The organism is Turicimonas sp. TL08, from assembly GCF_054660695.1.
Genome location: NZ_BAAGDP010000006.1, coordinates 1 through 17,254 on the forward strand (window position 1 = coordinate 1; position 17,254 = coordinate 17,254).

Here is a 17,254-nt window from a genome sequence, read left to right on the forward strand (position 1 = left end):
AGGTTCTGCTTTCGTCCATTGTGATTTCGCCATGACTAGCTCCTCTTGCTTCGGCTGTCTACCGCACCGCGCAGTTCTGCCCGCCTTGTGTTGTAACAGACGCTCTGAGAGCGTTGGTCTGAGTTCCTGCAATAATCATGAGATTAATCACCTCTACTTACATCGTTAATGTTCGGTCCTTCGAGTTACCCCTACTATGACCTCGGCTGACTTCTGATTTAACATCCAGTTCCCTCTCGAGTCCTGTAGCCAGTGGCATTAAATCAGATCTCCCCAGGTATGACGCCGCTCTTTCCTGCCTGTCCATCGGATCTACGTCCTAGGGTCCTGTATGAGTATTGGGCGTTGGGTATACATGCCCCCAAACCCGCCTAGACCGCCTCCTATCCGCTTCCTGTTCGTTGAACATGCATTTTGCTATCAGCTTCCTTCAGATTCAACGTCGCCGTTGAACCCTTGCCGAGTCGCTAACCTTTCCCCTCATCGGGCAGGTTCGGGATTTGCACCCTATAGAGAGACGCCCTGCTGGGCGCACACGTAAAAAAACTCCGCAGAGTTAGTGCGGAGCTATGCAAAATAAAATGGACTTACTTAGAGCAGCCGCATTTCTCTTCGGTGAAGTACTTTCTTTCGGCGAATTCGCCTTGTTTTCCGATGTTAAAAGAAGAAGTAGGACGGTGATAACCCATAACGCGTGTCCAAACTTCGCATTTTGTTCTTTCTTCGTCTTTCAAAACGATGTCTTTATCTGTGGTATTCATAGCAACTCTTCCTTATGAAATTAAAAAATAAATGTTAAAAATTATCTGTTACTGAAGACTGTTCCAATCTCTTCTTAGCAATCAATTCAGCATCACACTTAGGACAGAACTCGTGGTTGCCCGGGATATATCCGTGTTTCGGACAGACGGAGAATGTCGGTGTAATGGTGATGTAGGGCAAGCGGAATTTCGTCAATGCTCTTCTAACGATATCGCTGCATCTTTCCGAGCTGGAAATAGCTTCGTTCATGTACAAGTGCAGAACTGTACCACCGGTGTACTTCTTCTGAAGATCTTCTTGCATTTCAAGGGCTTCGAAAGGATCATCCGTAAAGTTAACCGGGAGCTGAGAGCTGTTGGTGTAATAAGGATGGTCCGGTGTACCGGCTTGAAGAATCTTCGGAAAGCGCTTCTTATCTTCTTTAGCGAATCTGTATGTGGTTCCTTCGGCCGGCGTAGCTTCCAAGTTGTACATATGACCGGTTTCTTCTTGGAAAATAACAAGTTTTTCACGAATGAAGTCGAGAACTTTCGCAGCAAAGGCGTGCCCTTCAGGAGTTGTAATGTTATGTTCGTCCTGTGTAAAGTTTCTGATCATTTCGTTCAAACCGTTAACACCGACTGTGGAGAAATGGTTTCTCAAAGTACCGAGATAACGTTTAGTGTATGGGAACAAGCCTTGATCCATATGACGCTGGATAACCTTACGCTTTAATTCTAAGCTGGTTCTAGCGATTTCAAGAAGCTCTTCAATTCTCTTGAATAGACCTTCCTCATCCTGGGCAAAAACATAGCCGAGACGTGCACAGTTCAAGGTGACAACACCTAAAGAGCCGGTTTGTTCTGCAGAGCCGAAAAGGCCGTTGCCGCGCTTCAAGAGTTCTCTCAAGTCCAACTGGAGGCGGCAGCACATGGAGCGAATCATGTTCGGCTTCAATTCCGAATTAATGAAATTTTGGAAATACGGTAGCCCGTACCGTGCAGTCATGCTGAACAAGAGCTTAGAGTTTTCGCTCGTCCAATCGAAATCCGGAGTAACGTTGTAAGTCGGAATCGGGAAAGTAAAGACTCGGCCTTTAGCATCGCCTTCAAGCATGACTTCGATGTAGGCACGGTTGATCATGGCCATTTCTTCTTGGAGATCTCCGTAGGTGAAGTCCATTTCCTTTCCGTCGATGACAGGCACCTGCTGCTTCAAATCTTCCGGACATGTCCAGTCGAATGTAAGATTTGTAAAAGGTGTCTGAGTACCCCATCTGCTAGGAACGTTCAGGTTATAAATAAGTTCCTGGATGCACTGTCTGACTTCTTTATAAGAGAGTTTGTCAACACGGATGTAAGGTGCAAGATATGTATCAAAAGAACTGAATGCCTGAGCACCGGCCCATTCATTCTGCATCGTGCCTAAAAAGTTAACGATTTGACCGATAGCACTGCTTAAGTGCTTCGGTGCACCCGCCTCTACTTTACCCGGAACGCCGTTAAGGCCTTCATTGAGAAGTCTTCTTAAAGACCAGCCGGCGCAGTAGCCAGAGAGCATATCCAAGTCGTGAATGTGAATATCTGCTTCTCTGTGTGCACGGCCTACTTCCGGAGGATAAACAAAGTTAAGCCAGTAGTTGGCAACGACTTTTCCTGAGACGTTCAGAATCAAACCGCCTAGAGAATATCCTTGGTTGGCATTTGCATTGACGCGCCAATCCTGCTGAAGCAAATATTCATTCATTGAGCTTTCTACGTCCACAAGGCTCTTGCGGGCATCTCTCATTTTTGCTCTTTGTTCACGGTAAACAATATAGGCTCTGAGAGTTTTCCTATAGCCGGTATCGAAAAGAGCGTTTTCTACGGCGTCCTGAATTTGCTCGATGGTCGGGGTTGTTAGATCGTTCTTCTGGAGGTGACGAACAACTTCAATATGAGTGATTCGATTAGCAGTGGCATCATCGAACTCACCGGTAGCTTTACCTGCCTTAGCAAGAGCGTTGGCGATTTTTGTTATATCAAAATCTTTAACACTGCCGTCACGTTTGATGACGAACTTAGGCAAAGCCTCTGTAGAGTTCATGAAACACACCTCCAAAAAACAATTAATCAGTATTGTCGCAAACCTCATTTTCGAATTTGCGGGCTACAGATCTTATCTCTTTTTTGTTCTTTTGAGGAGGCTTTTAACACAACAGTTAGATACCCCCTATATAAGTTACTACTATATATAGTAGTTTAAAAATTTTTTAGGAATATCAAAACGGAACCAATCTTCAATCATTTAGCTCCCGTTTAGGGAGACTAACTTATTATTCTTCCAAGTATTTTATCTTTATCGAGCCTGGAAAAATTACCCCACACAAGATATTGAAAAAAGCTTGTTTTTGAATTGGATGGAACAAACCCTAAATGGGTACATCTTTTTTCAATTTCGAGCCGGTGAATTTTCGGGTTGTATTTTTGATAAAAGATCTTTACCGAAACACAATTTCCATCACATCACCAGCGAGAGAGGAAAAATGAAGTTAGTTTTGTGTTAAATAAGTTTAATCTTTAATTTATATCCATTAAAGATACTTTAAAGAAATATTTAATTAGTTTTGAATTTTTAGTTTCAAAAATTAGGGACGCATTAAATCGAATCTATTTTTTACTCCTGCAAATTTTAAACATTAGCTACTTAACTTCCGATCTTGAAAATTATTTTTAAAACATGAAAAGAAATTACGATTAAAAAAAAGGAAAGATAAAATATTTTTTACTTAGAAAAGTACCTGTCGAATCTGGATTAACGGGAGAAGAACATAATAAGCTAGAAAAAAGGCTGTCGAACTTCTCGACAGCCTTTTTAAATTTACTGTGGATTTTTTTCCGGGACCAACCAGAAAGAATCCGATGCGTTTTGTTTGAGGAGCGACGCAACAATTTCAGTACATACAGAATACACTAATTTTTATAATTTTTACATCTTCGGGATTACTAATTTATCCTTAAAAAATAAGTAGTTACTCGCGTTTATCACTTCATAAAATAACTATTAGTTATTTTTTTATAGTTATTCTTCGATAATTACTTTTTTTATTTTAAATGTTTTATATTAATCTGTCCCTTAATTACTACTTCATAGGTATCTTCTCTCTATTCAAAAGCTCTCCCTTGGGTCTATCCTCACTTTGTCGGCAAAACATCTCTGAACTCTGTAAAATTGTCATCCCTTAAACGAACAATATTTATTCTGAAATGCGTTTGACCAGTCACACAAAAACAAATATTCCTATTTGCCTTGCGATATATGGCAAAGAGTCTTTGGAATTTGTGACTGAATTCATCAACCAGCATCGCGGTTTCGAAGATAGTGCGGGCAACAAATTCTCTGTGAGCCAGTTGGCCGGTCAGTATGCCTTTGAACAAGTAAAACTGGATAGAAAAGGATATGACAGCAGAAGATTAGAAAAATATCTTTCTTACTTGTCTGATGCCGGTGCAGTTTTTTCTTTTAATGAAGCTCTCTCTCATGCCGATGATTTGATCAACTGTTTTACCGCTGATTTCGGACATGATGAAGACGGTGAGGCTACTTTCAGAATTAAAGCTCAGTCCTATCGTTTAAAGAAATATGATTGTCAGGCTTTATGGGAGAGAGTCAAGCAATCAGAGCTGACAGTCTCTTCAGTTAAAACCGGAAGCCTAAGTTTTGATGATCTTTCTGACGAAGACTCCTCTTCTGAGGGGCTCTCGGATGACATTCTTGACTTTACCGTCAAGTTTGAACTGAAAGACTGCTCAAACGAAGTCTTTGCCTATTTATTCCGTTATGTAACGGCGGACAGCGGTCAATTATCTGTTGAGGATCTGGTTGACTTTCAATTTGTAGATTATCCCAACTTTCACGACGAAAGCATGACTATGCTTAACATCATGGAAGTCAAAGCAAAAGAAAAAGATGTGGAATGCCTGACTTCCGTCCTGAAGTTCGTGGAAAATCAAAATATGCAGTTAGGTACGACCTTACCTGAGCCTATCGGCAAATCGGTCAAAACAGAACCAAAATCTATTGATATTCCTGCCTCGGTTGTCGCAACGCTCCTAGTCCGCAAGAATTTAGTGTAGTTTTTCTCAAATTTAAGAGCGGCATCCTAACTTTGTCTACACAATTAATCTGAGCCTTTACATTGAATTAGGCTAAACTTGCAAAGTTGAATTAGTAAGAGTTTGCAAAGAAGGGGTTTCCCTTTCTTTGTTGTCTATTTTTGTAAGAATTCTGCTTTATATGATTGAAAACGGTAAAACAAGAGCAAATGAAATACGCTCACTTTTTGTCCTTCCGGAATTAGTAAGCCATCATTTGGATAAAAGACCCAATATTCCTGCGGTCACCGAATATGATCCTGCTCAGCAGCGTTGGGTTACTCTTACCTTTAAAGAGCTCTACGATCGTTCCGTTATGTGGGCTAAAGCCTTCACTGCTGCTGGCTTAACAAAGGGAGATCGAGTTGCGATGCTTTTGCCTAATTCAATCGAAGCAGTTTGCTTTGATCAAGGAGCGCTTTTAGTCGGCCTTGTTCCGGTTCCTCTCCATATTATTGATACTCCTGACAACTGCGCCTACATTCTTCAAGATTCCGGCACAAAAGTCCTGGTTACTTTAAACCACGCACGATGGCATGCTATTGAGAAAGCTGCAGGCACAAACGGTCTTCCTGATTTGCAAACGGTGGTTTTTATCAACGATGAAGACGAAGATAACGGCAAAGTTAAAGGCATAAGTCTGCAAAACTGGCTGTCTAGCGGAAAGGAAATCTCAGAGCTTCCTCCTTTGCCTAAACAAGAAGATCTTGCATGCCTGGTCTATACCTCCGGTACAACAGGAAAACCAAAAGGCGTTATGCTGACTCATGAAAACATTATGAGCGACATCTCCAGTCTGCTATACAACATCGCACCTGAACCCACAGACAGCTGGCTGTCTTTCCTACCTCTGAGTCATACGTTTGAAAGAACTACGACTTACTACATTGGTTTAGGAATGGGCAACCAGGTCACCTTCAGCCGCGGAATCGCACGTCTTGTTGATGATTTAAAGACTGTCAAACCTTCAATTCTGATGTCAGTCCCAAGGGTTTATGAAAAAGTAAATGCAAAGATTCAGGAACGTTTAAAGACCAAATCTCTATTAGCCAGGAAATTCTTTACGGGGGCCATTGAATCCGGTTGGAGAAAATTCTGCAAAGAAAATGGTCTTGAGGGCGAAGAACCTAGATTCACGGATAAGATTCTGGAACCTCTTTACGAGAAGTTTGTCCGACAGAACATAAAGAGTCAATTCGGAGGCAGAGTCCGAGTTGCCGTTTCGGGAGGAGCCGCAATCAACCCTGAAGTAATCAAAACCTTTATTGGACTTGGAGTACCAATTTATCAAGGTTACGGCATGACTGAAACCTCCCCGATTATTTCGGTTAATAAAATTGGCAATAACGATCCTTTGACCGTCGGGCAAATCCTTCCCGGAATTCAAGCCAAACTCGGGGACAAAGATGAACTTCTGGTGAGGGGGCCGCAGATTATGCGGGGCTACTGGAACCGCAAAGAGGACACCGCTAAAGCAATTACTGAAGACGGCTGGCTTTCTACCGGAGACCAGGCTGACATCCTTCCGAACCGTTATTTAAGAATCAAGGGACGAATAAAGGAAATTATCGTCACATCCAACGGTGAAAAAGTGCCGCCGGTCGATATCGAACAGTTGATTGAAACCGATCCGCTGTTTGCTCAGGTTATGCTCATCGGAGAGAATCGTCCTTTTATTTCCGCTCTTGTTGTTCTTAATAAAGACGAGTGGAAGCGTTTAGCAGTTACTTTAGAGCTAGATCCTAATTCTCCGGACTCTTTAAGTAAAAAAGCCGTACAACAAGCATTGCTTAGAAGAATGAAGGCCGCAGCTAAGGGTGCCCCGCAATATGGAATACCCCGAGCCGTCACAGCCACACTGGATCCTTGGACTATCGAGAATGGTGCCTTAACTCCGACTTTAAAAATTAAACGTAGAATTCTGAACAAAAAATTTGAAAAAGAAATTGAATCTATGTACACCGATTTTGGAAAAAATAAGGACAACTAACATGACCTCCTCATCCCAAGAAGAACCGATCACGATAGTTCCGGATTTTTTGAAAGAAACATTAAAAAAATTTCCCTCACGTGAAGCTTATGGAGAATGGGATCAACAGACTAATTCTTGGCGTTCGGTCACTTGGTCGGAATTTGCCGAAGAACTTCTGAAATGGAGAAAAGCCCTCCAAGCTTCCAATATTAAACCCGGAGACAGAGCAGCCGTCCTTCTTCCTAACTCGATTGACTCGGCCCTTGCAGACCAGGCTATCTTGGGCAACGGATGTGTTCCGGTTCCTCTTCATGCCGTCGATACGCCGGCAAGCAGTGCTTATATCATTAACAACTCCGAAGCTTCCATTCTTTTTGTTCCTAAAACATTACGCTGGAACGCCATGGTCAGCGCTTGCGACAGTTTTCCGAACTTAAAGCTGGTTGTAGTGGTTAAAGAAGACACTTTGGAACATGCTGAAAACTCTCCTGTTCCAATCGTGGCATTGAAAGATTGGTTGAAAGCCGGAGAAAAAGAAACTTTGACAGAGCCGAAGATTTCTCCGGAGGATTTAGCTTGCGTGGTATACACTTCCGGCACTACCGGTAACCCGAAAGGCGTTATGCTGACCCACCGGAATATCGTTTCAAACGTTCAAGGCTGCGGTCAAGTAATCGATATCAATCACAATGACGTCTATTTGTCTTTCCTCCCCTTCTCTCATACTTTTGAACGAACCGTTACTTATTACCTGGCTATTTGTACCGGCGCTAAAGTAACTTTTTCTCGCGGCGTGCTTAAGCTAGCAGAAGATTTACAGCAGGTTAAACCGACAATTTTTATTTCAGTTCCTCGTGTATACGAGCAATTTCACTCGAAGTTCTTGGCTAAAGTAGCTGAACAAGGCGCAATGAAGAAAGCTTTAGCAGAGCACGCTATTGACGTCGGCTGGAGAAGATTTTGTCGTGAAAACAACTTGGCAGTTCCCTCTTCTTCCATGAGTTGGCTGGACAATGTCTTCTGGCCTGCAGTCGGTAAGAAATTCGTTGCCGCACTCAAACAGGTTTTCGGAGGAAGAGTTCGTTTAGCTATTGCAGGAGGAGCGGCTTTAAACAACTCTTTAGGAAGATTTTTCTGTGCTTTAGAGCTTCCCTTAAGACAAGGATACGGTTTAACTGAGACTTCACCTGTTGTGAGCGTTGCTGTCGTTGGAAATAATAATCCGGTCACTGTCGGGAATCCGCTTCCTAACGTTCAGGTACGAATTGACGATGCAGGAGAGCTCCAAATTAAAGCTCCCTCCGTTATGAAAGGTTATTGGAAGCTCCCCGAAGCTACTAAAGAAGTCTTTACTGAGGATGGATGGTTTAAAACCGGAGATTTAGCGAGCATTTCTGAAACCCACGGGAGAATCCGCATCAACGGCAGATTGAAAGAAATCATTGTGACATCTACCGGTGAAAAGATTCCTCCTACAGATTTGGAGCTTGCAATCCAATCTGATCCTTTATTTGAACAAGTTCTCTGTGTAGGTGAAGGACGTCCCTTCATTACAGCTCTTGCTGTAGTCAATGAAAATGAATGGGTAAAATTTGCAGCCTCTTTGAATGTGGATCCGGAAAACCCGAACTCATTAACAAGGAGAGACGTCCGCTTAGCGGCAATCCGTAGATTAAAGAAGTCAGCTTCTAATTTCCCCCAGTACGGCGTACCTAGAAATGTTTCTCTGATGCGTGAGCATTGGACAGTAGACAACGGACTTCTAACAGTCACAATGAAATTGCGCCGTAAGAAAATTTTGGAGCGTTTCCACGATAAAGTGGAAGAACTTTACCAAACTCCGCAAAATAAATAATTAGAAAAAAGGCTGCTCATCCGGGCAGCCTTATTAGTTGTATTGCAAGTTTAATATTAATTTTTAACTTTTTCTTTTAATTCTTCAATCAATTTTTCTTGATTCTCTAATCTTTGCTCCATCGCTTTAAGCTTTTCTGCGTAAGGGTCTTCTTCGTTTGCTACAAAACCGTAGGCAGCCATGCGAACGTGAAGTTTAGGATCGTGAATAGCTTTTTCTTGTCTTTGCTCTTCCGCATCAACTTTCTTATCTTTTCTCTTGACGATTCGTGCCGGATTACCAACGGCGGTCGAATCAGGGGGAAGCGGCTTAATGACGACAGCATTACTGCCGATTCGGCAATTGTCACCCACGGTAAAAGCTCCCAATACTTTAGCGCCGGCTCCGATAATGCAGTTCCTACCGATCGTCGGATGTCTTTTTGTTCCTTCGGAAAGTGAGGTTCCTCCAAGGGTCACGCCATGATAAATCGTACAGTCATCACCGACTTCTGCGGTTTCTCCAATAACCACGCCCATACCGTGGTCTATCAAAACACGTTTTCCAATCTCAGCGGCCGGATGAATTTCAATTCCGGTTAAAAATCTGCCTACATGAGAAAGCCATCTGGCCGTAACTTTCCAATCAGCTTTCCAAAGTTTATTAGCCAAGCGATGAATGATGACGGCATGCAGACCGGAATAGCATAGGAGAACCTCCCAGCGAGATCGAGCCGCAGGATCTCTTTCGTAAATACTGTTGATGTCTTCTTTAATACTGTTAATCATGAAGAACTTCCCGTTAAAACCTCCTTGATTCTAACTTCACATTTACAGTTTTTTACTACCTTTCCGTTCATCTTTTGAACGAATGATGGAGGAGTAGACTCCACGAAGCATATCCACTTCCGTCTGGGTCAATCCTGTCCGGGAAAATAAATGTCTGAACCGTTCCATCATGAATTTAGGCTTTTGAGGATCTAAAGCCCCGCATGCAACCATTGCCTGCTGCAAATGTCCGAACATTTTCTCGATAGAGTCAACGGACGCAAGTTCACCATAGCTGAAGCGGCGGCTTTCTTTGCTCAATAAGGGTCCGCGCAAATCGGTTTGAAGCTGATAAGCGGTAACTTGGACGGCTTGCGCAAGGTTCAAAGAGTCACACTGCGGATTAGCAGGGATTCCTACACATCTTTGACACTGATTTACTTGTTCATTGGTCAGTCCGCTTCTTTCGGTTCCAAAGACAAATGCAACTCGGATATTGGAGTCCTCTAAGGCATCCTTGGCCTCTAGGCAAGCATCCGTCAGAGAAACAAAGGGTGGCCCGAATTCTCTGTCATAGCCCGAAAGAGCATAGGCAAGCTGAATATCCTGTAAAGCGCTCTGCAAATCCGGTACACATATCGACGACAAAAGCACGTCAGCCGAACGTGTACAAAATGACAAGGCCTCTGGATTTTGTTTGTAGTCCCGGTCTCTGGGATTAACCACATACAATTCCGTAAATCCCATGGTATTGATCGCTCTAGCCGCTGAGCCGATGTTGCCTGCGTGACTAGGCTCAACCAACACAAACCTAACCCGCCCTCCTTGGGGCACAAAAGCCATATGCAACCTCCAATAGTTTAGAATCTGACAATATTAATTTATTTAGAGCTCTTTTGCGGAGCTCAGAAGATATTCAAAGGTTTATTCAAACATGGCAACTAAGTCTCCTGAACAGAGCAAAAAAACACCTGCTCCAAAAAGAACTTCCAAGAAAAGCTCTGCGGAACCGGCCCCGAAAAAAAATAAAACGCCGAGACCTTCTACAGTCTCCCATAGCTTTAATGACGGTATGCTCAATGTAGCCGTCAGAGCCGCAATCGAAGCAGGGAAAATTCAGGCTCGAGCTTTTGGCAACCGCAAGAATCTTTCTATTTCCGCCAAATCATCCGGCGACTTTGTAACAGAAGTGGACCAAGCCTGTGAACAGGTCATCATCGAAACTCTTTCTAAAGCCTATCCGGATCATCGTTTCCTTGGCGAAGAAAACGGCACTCAAGGCAACAAGGAAAGTGAATACGAATGGATTATTGATCCGCTGGACGGGACCACGAACTTCATTCACGGTATTGATCAATTTGCCGTGTCTATTGCTTGCAAAAAAGGCAAACATTTGCTTCACGCCGTGGTCTACGATCCATGCAGGAATCAGTTATTTACAGCAACTAAAGGCAAAGGAGCTTTCCTTGACGGAGCCAGAATCCGTGCCTCTAATGCCACAATCTTGAGAAATTCTTTGATTGGTACCGGTTTTCCCTTCAGAGAAGGTGATGACTATGAGTCCTACATGAATATTCTCAAAGACATGATGGAATCCACATGCGGTCTGAGAAGACCTGGTTCCGCAGCCTTAGATTTGTGCTTTGTTGCATGCGGCCGTTATGACGGATTCTTTGAAAAAGGCATCAAACCTTGGGACATCGCAGCCGGCGCTTTGATCGCCAAAGAAGCAGGTGCATTGGTAACTGACTTCTCAGGTGAAAGCGGCTATCTAGATAAAAATGAAATCGTTGCCGCTGCTCCGGGAATCTTCCCTGCCCTTCTCAACGTTGTTGAAAGAAATTTGAAGAAGTAATTTTGTTTTGCTTCTAGTGTAAAAGCCGGTCTTCGGATCGGCCTTTCTTTTTTCCGTTAACATTATTTTTGTCCTTGTTCATCCGGTAGTCATAAATGGCCAAAGATTATTTAAATTTTGATGAGAACGATCCTGCTTTCAATGCAAAAACCACGCCTACGATGCGTCAGTTCCTCCTTATCAAAAGAGATAATCCGCACCTTCTGATTCTTTATAGAATCGGCGACTTTTATGAAACCTTTTACGATGATGCAGAACGAATTCATCGTCTTTTAGGCCTTACACTTACTTCTCGCTCCAACTCTCCATCCGGAGAACGCATTCCGATGGCCGGAGTGCCCTTTGTTACTCTTGACCAATACCTGGTCAGACTTGTCAATCAAGGTGTCAGCGTGGGCATTTGCGAGCAAATCGGAGATCCCAAGAAAGGTCCTCTTGATAGGAAATTAACTCGTATCATCACGCCGGGAACACTGACCGACGAAAACCTCCTGAAAGAAAGAAACGAAAGCATTTTGATGGCTTTGAATCCATCTAAAAAAGGCGACCGAGTAGCCTTGTCCTGGCTTATTCTTTCCTCAGGGGTTTTCAAGGTGATGGAAGTTAACGGCAACGAGCTAATAAATGAAATAGCGAGAATCGGCCCGTCCGAGCTGTTAGTGCCGGAAAGATTCAGAGAAGAGACAAACCGGATAATTGCCAGCGGCAGTGTTAATTTTCTGCCGGATTGGAACTTTGACAGAATCCGTGCCGAAAAAACGCTTTTAGATCAATTTAAAACTTCCACGCTTCTTCCTTTCGGACTTGAAGGTCATGACCTTCAGATTACGGCTGCAGGAACAATCCTCGAGTACGCAGCACAAACACAAGGCACTGAGTTAAGCCATATTAATCACATCGTAGTCGAAAAAAACGAAGAAACCGTCGGCATTGACGCGGCTTCCAGAAAGAACTTGGAAATCACTCAATCTCTTCGAGGAGATTCCAGAAATACTTTATTCGGCGTATTAGATCATTGCAAAACGCCGATGGGGAGCCGAAGACTTTCTTCATGGCTAAATTCTCCGTTAAGAGATCAAAAATCTGCTCAGGAAAGAGCTGACACCATCGAAGCTCTTTTAGAAAAGACTTATCTTTTTGACGACTACCAGAATATCCTAAAAACTATTCCGGACTTTGAAAGAATTGCCACCCGGATAGCATTAGGAACCGTTCGACCGAAAGACCTAGCTTCTCTAAGAAATGCCCTTCCCTCCTTAGAAAAACTTTCTGATATTGCGAAGGGAGTCGATACGACTTTATCCCGCTCCCTTGGCACGGACATGCCGTTAAATTCCGAACTGCATGCTCTGCTTCAAAAAGCTATTGTTGAATATCCGCCGACTTTCTTAAGAGACGGCGATGTCATTGCCCCGGGTTTTAATGCCGAATTGGATGAATACCGCGCCTTAAGAGACAACAGCGGCAGCTACATCATGGAATATGAAGCGGCAGAAAAAGTCCGAACGGACATCCCGAATTTAAGAATTGAATATAACGGCAAGCTCGGCTACTTTATCGAAATAACCAAAGCTCAGCTTTCTAAAGTCCCTGAAGATTATCTGCGGGTGCAGACACTTAAAGGAACCGAACGCTTTACCACCCAGGAATTGAGGGAATATCAGGAAAAGCATATTGTCGCTGACGAGAAAAGCAAATCTCTCCAACAGTCTCTTTATACCGAGCTTGTTGAATCCATCAAGCAATTTACTCAGTCTCTGCTTCTATCGGCTCAAGCCGTTAGTATTTTTGATGTTTTACTGTCTTTGGCCCTTCATGCCGATTTATGCCGTTGGGTCAAACCCTCCTTTACAAAATATCCTGAGCTGAGCATTAAAGGCGGACGCCATCCGGTTGTTGAAAACACCATTGACAATTATGTGCCTAACGACTGTTTCATGAATCCTCAGCGTAAGCTGATGATTATTACGGGTCCGAACATGGGCGGTAAATCTACATATATGCGTTCCGTGGCATTAATTGCGTTACTGGCCTATTGCGGCAGCTACGTTCCGGCCGAAGACGCCGTCCTCGGCCCTATAGACAAAATTCTGACAAGAATCGGCGCTTCCGATGATTTGGCCAAAGGCTTGTCTACCTTTATGGTGGAAATGACGGAAGCGGCTGCAATTCTCCGACAAGCGACTTCCGAAAGTCTTGTTCTAATGGATGAAGTCGGGCGAGGCACTTCCACTTTTGACGGGCTTTCTTTAGCCGGAGCGATCGCTGAAGATTTAGTCATCAACCGCCAAAGCATGACGCTTTTTGCAACACATTACTTCGAACTAACCCAGCTCGAAAAGAACATTCCAGGCGTCGTTAACGTTCACGTATCTGCTGCTGACTCGTCTTCCAGATTAGTGTTCCTTCATGAGATTCTTGAAGGGCCGGCTAGCAAGAGCTACGGAATTGCCGTAGCTAAGCTGGCAGGAATTCCAAAATCCGTAATTCGAACGGCCCAAAAGCTTCAAAGAATGCTGGAAGAAAAAGCCGCTCAAACAGATGAACCTCAGCTAGATTTGTTCTTTGATTCGGGACGAGGAGAAAACACAGAGGAAAAAGCAGACCTTCCCCCGGAGGAAGAACTCAGCGACAAGTTGAAGAACTCTTTACTTGCCCTTGATTTGGACGAACTCTCACCTAAGCAGGCATGGGAAGAACTCTACAAGCTGCAGGAGCAGGCTAAAGAGGATTAGAAAAGAGAAGGATGATGCCAAATTTTGAAGCACCATCCTTTGTTATTTATTGGGGGCTACCCGTTAATCTTACGGATAAATTCCACTAAGAGTTTTGATGCCGACGATAAAACCGAGTCATCAAAGTGCATATCTCTCGCGTGAAGTCCCGGAGTTGCACCACTTCCAACCCCGAAATAGACGGTTCTAACTTCAGGATTTGCAATTTTGTAGAAATGGAAGTCTTCACCGCCGCCACCACAGTCATTGGCTAAGGCTTTTTCACCGAACTGCTCAATGATAGTTTTTTTCATAAGATCAACTAATTCAGGGTCGTATTCGGGACCAGGACAATAGTCAATAATTTCGCTGGAAGCCTCTGCACCGAAAATTTCTTTAAGAGCACGGCAGGATCCATTCATCTTGTCAAGAATTTGCTGGAGAGCTTCATTATCCTGAGCACGGATGTCAAAAATAACCTTCACATAGTTCGGGATGGAATTAGTTGCCCCTTTTTCCGAATGAATCTGAGTCGGTTTAATAGACCAAGATTTATTCGGGTCTACTTTAATGAGTCCGATTGCCGTTATTAACTGGCTGGCTGCTTCGATCGGATTAATGCCGAGATGAGGACGTGCAGCATGAGCCATTTTACCGTTAATGGTAATTTCTGCAGTCGCGCAGGCTACATGATTAACGGAGGCGCAGAAAGTGTTGAACGGAATGTCTTGAACCGGTCGAATGTGAGAGCCAACGACAATATCAACACCGTCAAGAACATGGTCTTTGATCATGTTCTGAGCGCCTGTCAGGCTTTCCTCTCCCGGCTGGAATGCCAGGCGAAGTTTTCCTTTCTTCAAAGTATTTCTGAGTTCCTGAGCGGCTCCGAGAAGAATTCCGCAATGAGCATCATGCCCGCAGGCATGGATAGCGACCGTTTTTTCCGGATCGTTTTCATCCGGATACGGCAAAGCATCCATATCCGCGCGAATCATAGTCGTAGGACCCGGACGTCCTGAATCAATATCAACAGTTACGCCGTAGCCGCCGACATGGTCTTTAACATCGAAGCCCATTTCACGGAGCTTCCCGGCGATATATTCGGATGTGTTCTTTTCTTGATTGGAAAGTTCAGCTAATTCGTGAAGGTCACGTCTGAAGGAAACTGAATTTTGGTAGGTCATTTAGAGAATCTAAATAAGACGATCGGCCGGTCTCAACAGAGCCTAATCCTCCGATCGGATAATGGCAAGATTGTATTGCTGCTTGAAGCAAGAATCAAATATGGAAAACGCTCAGATATGAAAAAACCTTCCGGCGGTTCAATCCATATCCGGAAGGCTTTAACAAAGACGTACTTCTATTCTTGAACTATTTCTTTTACTTCTACGCCGTATTCATCTTTCACGACATTATGATTTTTCAGAAGAGCAAACCACCTTCTGACCGTACCCCAAATGACGACTCCCATTAGAACCATCACAAAGGCGGAAAGGAATGCTAGTAGATTCTTACCGGCAGGCAAGTACTGGTACATAATCAGCCAAACGCCGGCCCACATCGTAATGATGGTCATTAGGACGCCGGGAACTCCGGTCATCCATGCGTATTTCGCTTTGTTCATGCGAATGAGCATAGTTGTACCTATCAGCAGCGTCACAGAGGCTAACAGCTGGTTAGAAATACCGAACAGAGGCCAGATATTAGTAATATCGCCTGAGTAAACCAAGTATCCCCATGCGCCGGTAAAGACGATAGAAGTAGAAATCAGCCCCGGAAGCCAATTCTTGTCCGCAAACTTAGGATAAACCTTACCCATCATTTCCTGTAAGAAGAAACGGCCTACACGAGTACCGGCGTCAACGGCAGAAAGAATAAACACGGCTTCGAACATAATAGCAAAGTGATACCAGTAAGCCATTAACTGTTCCATCCATGGAATCTTACTGAAGATGTAGGCCATACCTACAGCCAAGCTGACGGAACCGCCCGGACGCGCTGCTAAGCTTTCCTGAACTTCGGCTTCTAAGCGCGGAAGATCATGTACTGCCATTCCCAAGGCCTGGAAATGCTCAGCACTGGAGTTAATCGCAAAGTAATCGGCAGGAACAAGAACACAAGCGGCGATTAAAGCCATGATAGCGACAAAACCTTCTGTCAGCATGGCGCCGTAGCCGACAAACAGCACGTTCTTCTCGTTGTCGAGCATCTTCGGTGTGGTACCGGTACCGATAGTGGCGTGGAAGCCGGATAAAGCCCCGCACGCAATAGTAATAAAGATAAATGGAATAACCGGACCGGGAACGATTGGACCGCCTCCCCCGATGAACTTAGTCAGCGGAGGCATTTGGAAATGAGGAGCTACGAAAACAATACCGACAGCCAAGGCAACGATAGTTCCAACCTTCAAGAATGTAGAAAGATAATCTCTAGGAAGCAGGAGAAGCCAAACCGGAAGCACGGAAGCAAAGAAACCGTAAACCGGAATAACGATGGACATTGTCTTCTTATCCATATCCAACCAGCCGAAGTATTCCGGATGTTCGGCAACCCAGGGACCGGTGAGAATACATAAGAAAAGAAGAATGACGCCGATAACTGTTCCGATAGTGACTCGAAGCGGATGCTTGCTGTACTGCATATAGCCGCCCATCAAGATCGCAATTGGAATAGTGGCTGCTACCGTATAAGTTGACCATAAAGAGTTATACATTGCGTTAACGCAAGCAATGGATAAGCCGGCCAAGGTCAAAATCAAAATCGCTAATACAGCCCAGCTGGCAACGAAACCTGTGGTCTTATCGACTTCCTTGGAAGCGATATAAGCCAAAGACTTTCCTTTATGACGAACAGAGCAGAAAAGAACAACCATATCATGGACGCCGCCGGCAAGAACACAGCCGATAAGAATCCACAACAAGCCCGGCAAATAACCGAACTGAGCTGCCAATACAGGTCCTAAGAGAGGACCGGCGGCAGCAATAGCAGCAAAGTGATGTCCGAAAAGGACAAATTTATTAGTTTTTACATAGTCCTGACCGTCAGCATATTTCTCGGCAGGCGTTGCACGTTGGCTGTCAACGACTAAAACTTTTTGCGCAATATAAAGCCCATAGAACCTATAGCCAATTGCAAATACGCATAAAGATACGAACAAAATCGTTACAGCATTGATTCCAGTTAGATAGTCCAGCATGGTCCTCCCTCATCTAAAAGTAACTGTTGTAAGAAAATGCAA

The 17,254-nt window shown here is 44.0% G+C and carries 11 protein-coding genes; 5 read left to right on the forward strand and 6 right to left on the reverse strand.

The annotated features are described in order from the left end of the window. Nucleotides 1-587: 587 nt before the first annotated feature. Together nrdD and ACYQ4O_RS04265 are read right to left on the reverse strand one after the other, a co-directional pair. Complete coding sequence (gene nrdD, locus ACYQ4O_RS04260) at nt 588-761, reverse strand: anaerobic ribonucleoside-triphosphate reductase (RefSeq protein WP_143597725.1); 174 nt, start codon at nt 759-761, stop codon at nt 588-590. Nucleotides 762-795: 34 nt separating this feature from the next. Next, complete coding sequence (locus ACYQ4O_RS04265; RefSeq protein ID WP_066591770.1) at nt 796-2,826, reverse strand: ribonucleoside triphosphate reductase; 2,031 nt, start codon at nt 2,824-2,826, stop codon at nt 796-798. A 1,160-nt stretch (nt 2,827-3,986) separates the two neighbouring features. Here ACYQ4O_RS04265 and ACYQ4O_RS04270 point away from each other — a divergent pair. From ACYQ4O_RS04270 to ACYQ4O_RS04280, 3 genes are all read left to right on the forward strand, one after another. Then, nucleotides 3,987-4,856, forward strand: coding sequence for a hypothetical protein (locus ACYQ4O_RS04270; protein WP_460174853.1), 870 nt, complete (start codon nt 3,987-3,989; stop codon nt 4,854-4,856). 130 nt (nt 4,857-4,986) lie between these two features. Continuing rightward, nucleotides 4,987-6,864 (forward strand): AMP-dependent synthetase/ligase, encoded by a 1,878-nt coding sequence (locus ACYQ4O_RS04275; RefSeq protein ID WP_460174854.1) that lies wholly within the window; start codon nt 4,987-4,989, stop codon nt 6,862-6,864. Nucleotide 6,865: 1 nt separating this feature from the next. Continuing rightward, nucleotides 6,866-8,701 (forward strand): AMP-dependent synthetase/ligase, encoded by a 1,836-nt coding sequence (locus tag ACYQ4O_RS04280; protein ID WP_460174855.1) that lies wholly within the window; start codon nt 6,866-6,868, stop codon nt 8,699-8,701. Between the two features lie 56 nt (nt 8,702-8,757). Here ACYQ4O_RS04280 and cysE read toward each other — a convergent pair whose 3' ends face one another. Both cysE and ACYQ4O_RS04290 read right to left on the reverse strand, forming a co-directional pair. Next, a complete protein-coding gene (gene cysE / locus ACYQ4O_RS04285) occupies nt 8,758-9,468 on the reverse strand; it encodes a serine O-acetyltransferase (protein WP_460174856.1) in 711 nt (236 codons plus the stop codon). Nucleotides 9,469-9,510: 42 nt separating this feature from the next. Beyond that, on the reverse strand, nt 9,511-10,290 hold the full coding sequence (locus tag ACYQ4O_RS04290) for an RNA methyltransferase (protein ID WP_308514382.1): 780 nt from the start codon (nt 10,288-10,290) through the stop codon (nt 9,511-9,513). A 91-nt stretch (nt 10,291-10,381) separates the two neighbouring features. Here ACYQ4O_RS04290 and ACYQ4O_RS04295 point away from each other — a divergent pair, with 91 nt between their 5' ends. Beyond that, nucleotides 10,382-11,302, forward strand: coding sequence for an inositol monophosphatase family protein (locus tag ACYQ4O_RS04295; protein WP_308514380.1), 921 nt, complete (start codon nt 10,382-10,384; stop codon nt 11,300-11,302). 95 nt (nt 11,303-11,397) lie between these two features. Beyond that, nucleotides 11,398-14,037, forward strand: coding sequence for a DNA mismatch repair protein MutS (gene mutS, locus ACYQ4O_RS04300; protein WP_460174857.1), 2,640 nt, complete (start codon nt 11,398-11,400; stop codon nt 14,035-14,037). 56 nt (nt 14,038-14,093) lie between these two features. Here the strand turns inward: mutS and ACYQ4O_RS04305 are convergent, their stop codons facing one another. Continuing rightward, the gene (locus ACYQ4O_RS04305; protein ID WP_460174858.1) at nt 14,094-15,200 is read right to left on the reverse strand and encodes an amidohydrolase; all 1,107 of its coding nucleotides are present in this window, start codon (nt 15,198-15,200) and stop codon (nt 14,094-14,096) included. Nucleotides 15,201-15,376: 176 nt separating this feature from the next. Next, the gene (locus tag ACYQ4O_RS04310) at nt 15,377-17,212 is read right to left on the reverse strand and encodes a carbon starvation CstA family protein (protein ID WP_308514375.1); all 1,836 of its coding nucleotides are present in this window, start codon (nt 17,210-17,212) and stop codon (nt 15,377-15,379) included. Nucleotides 17,213-17,254: the final 42 nt, after the last annotated feature.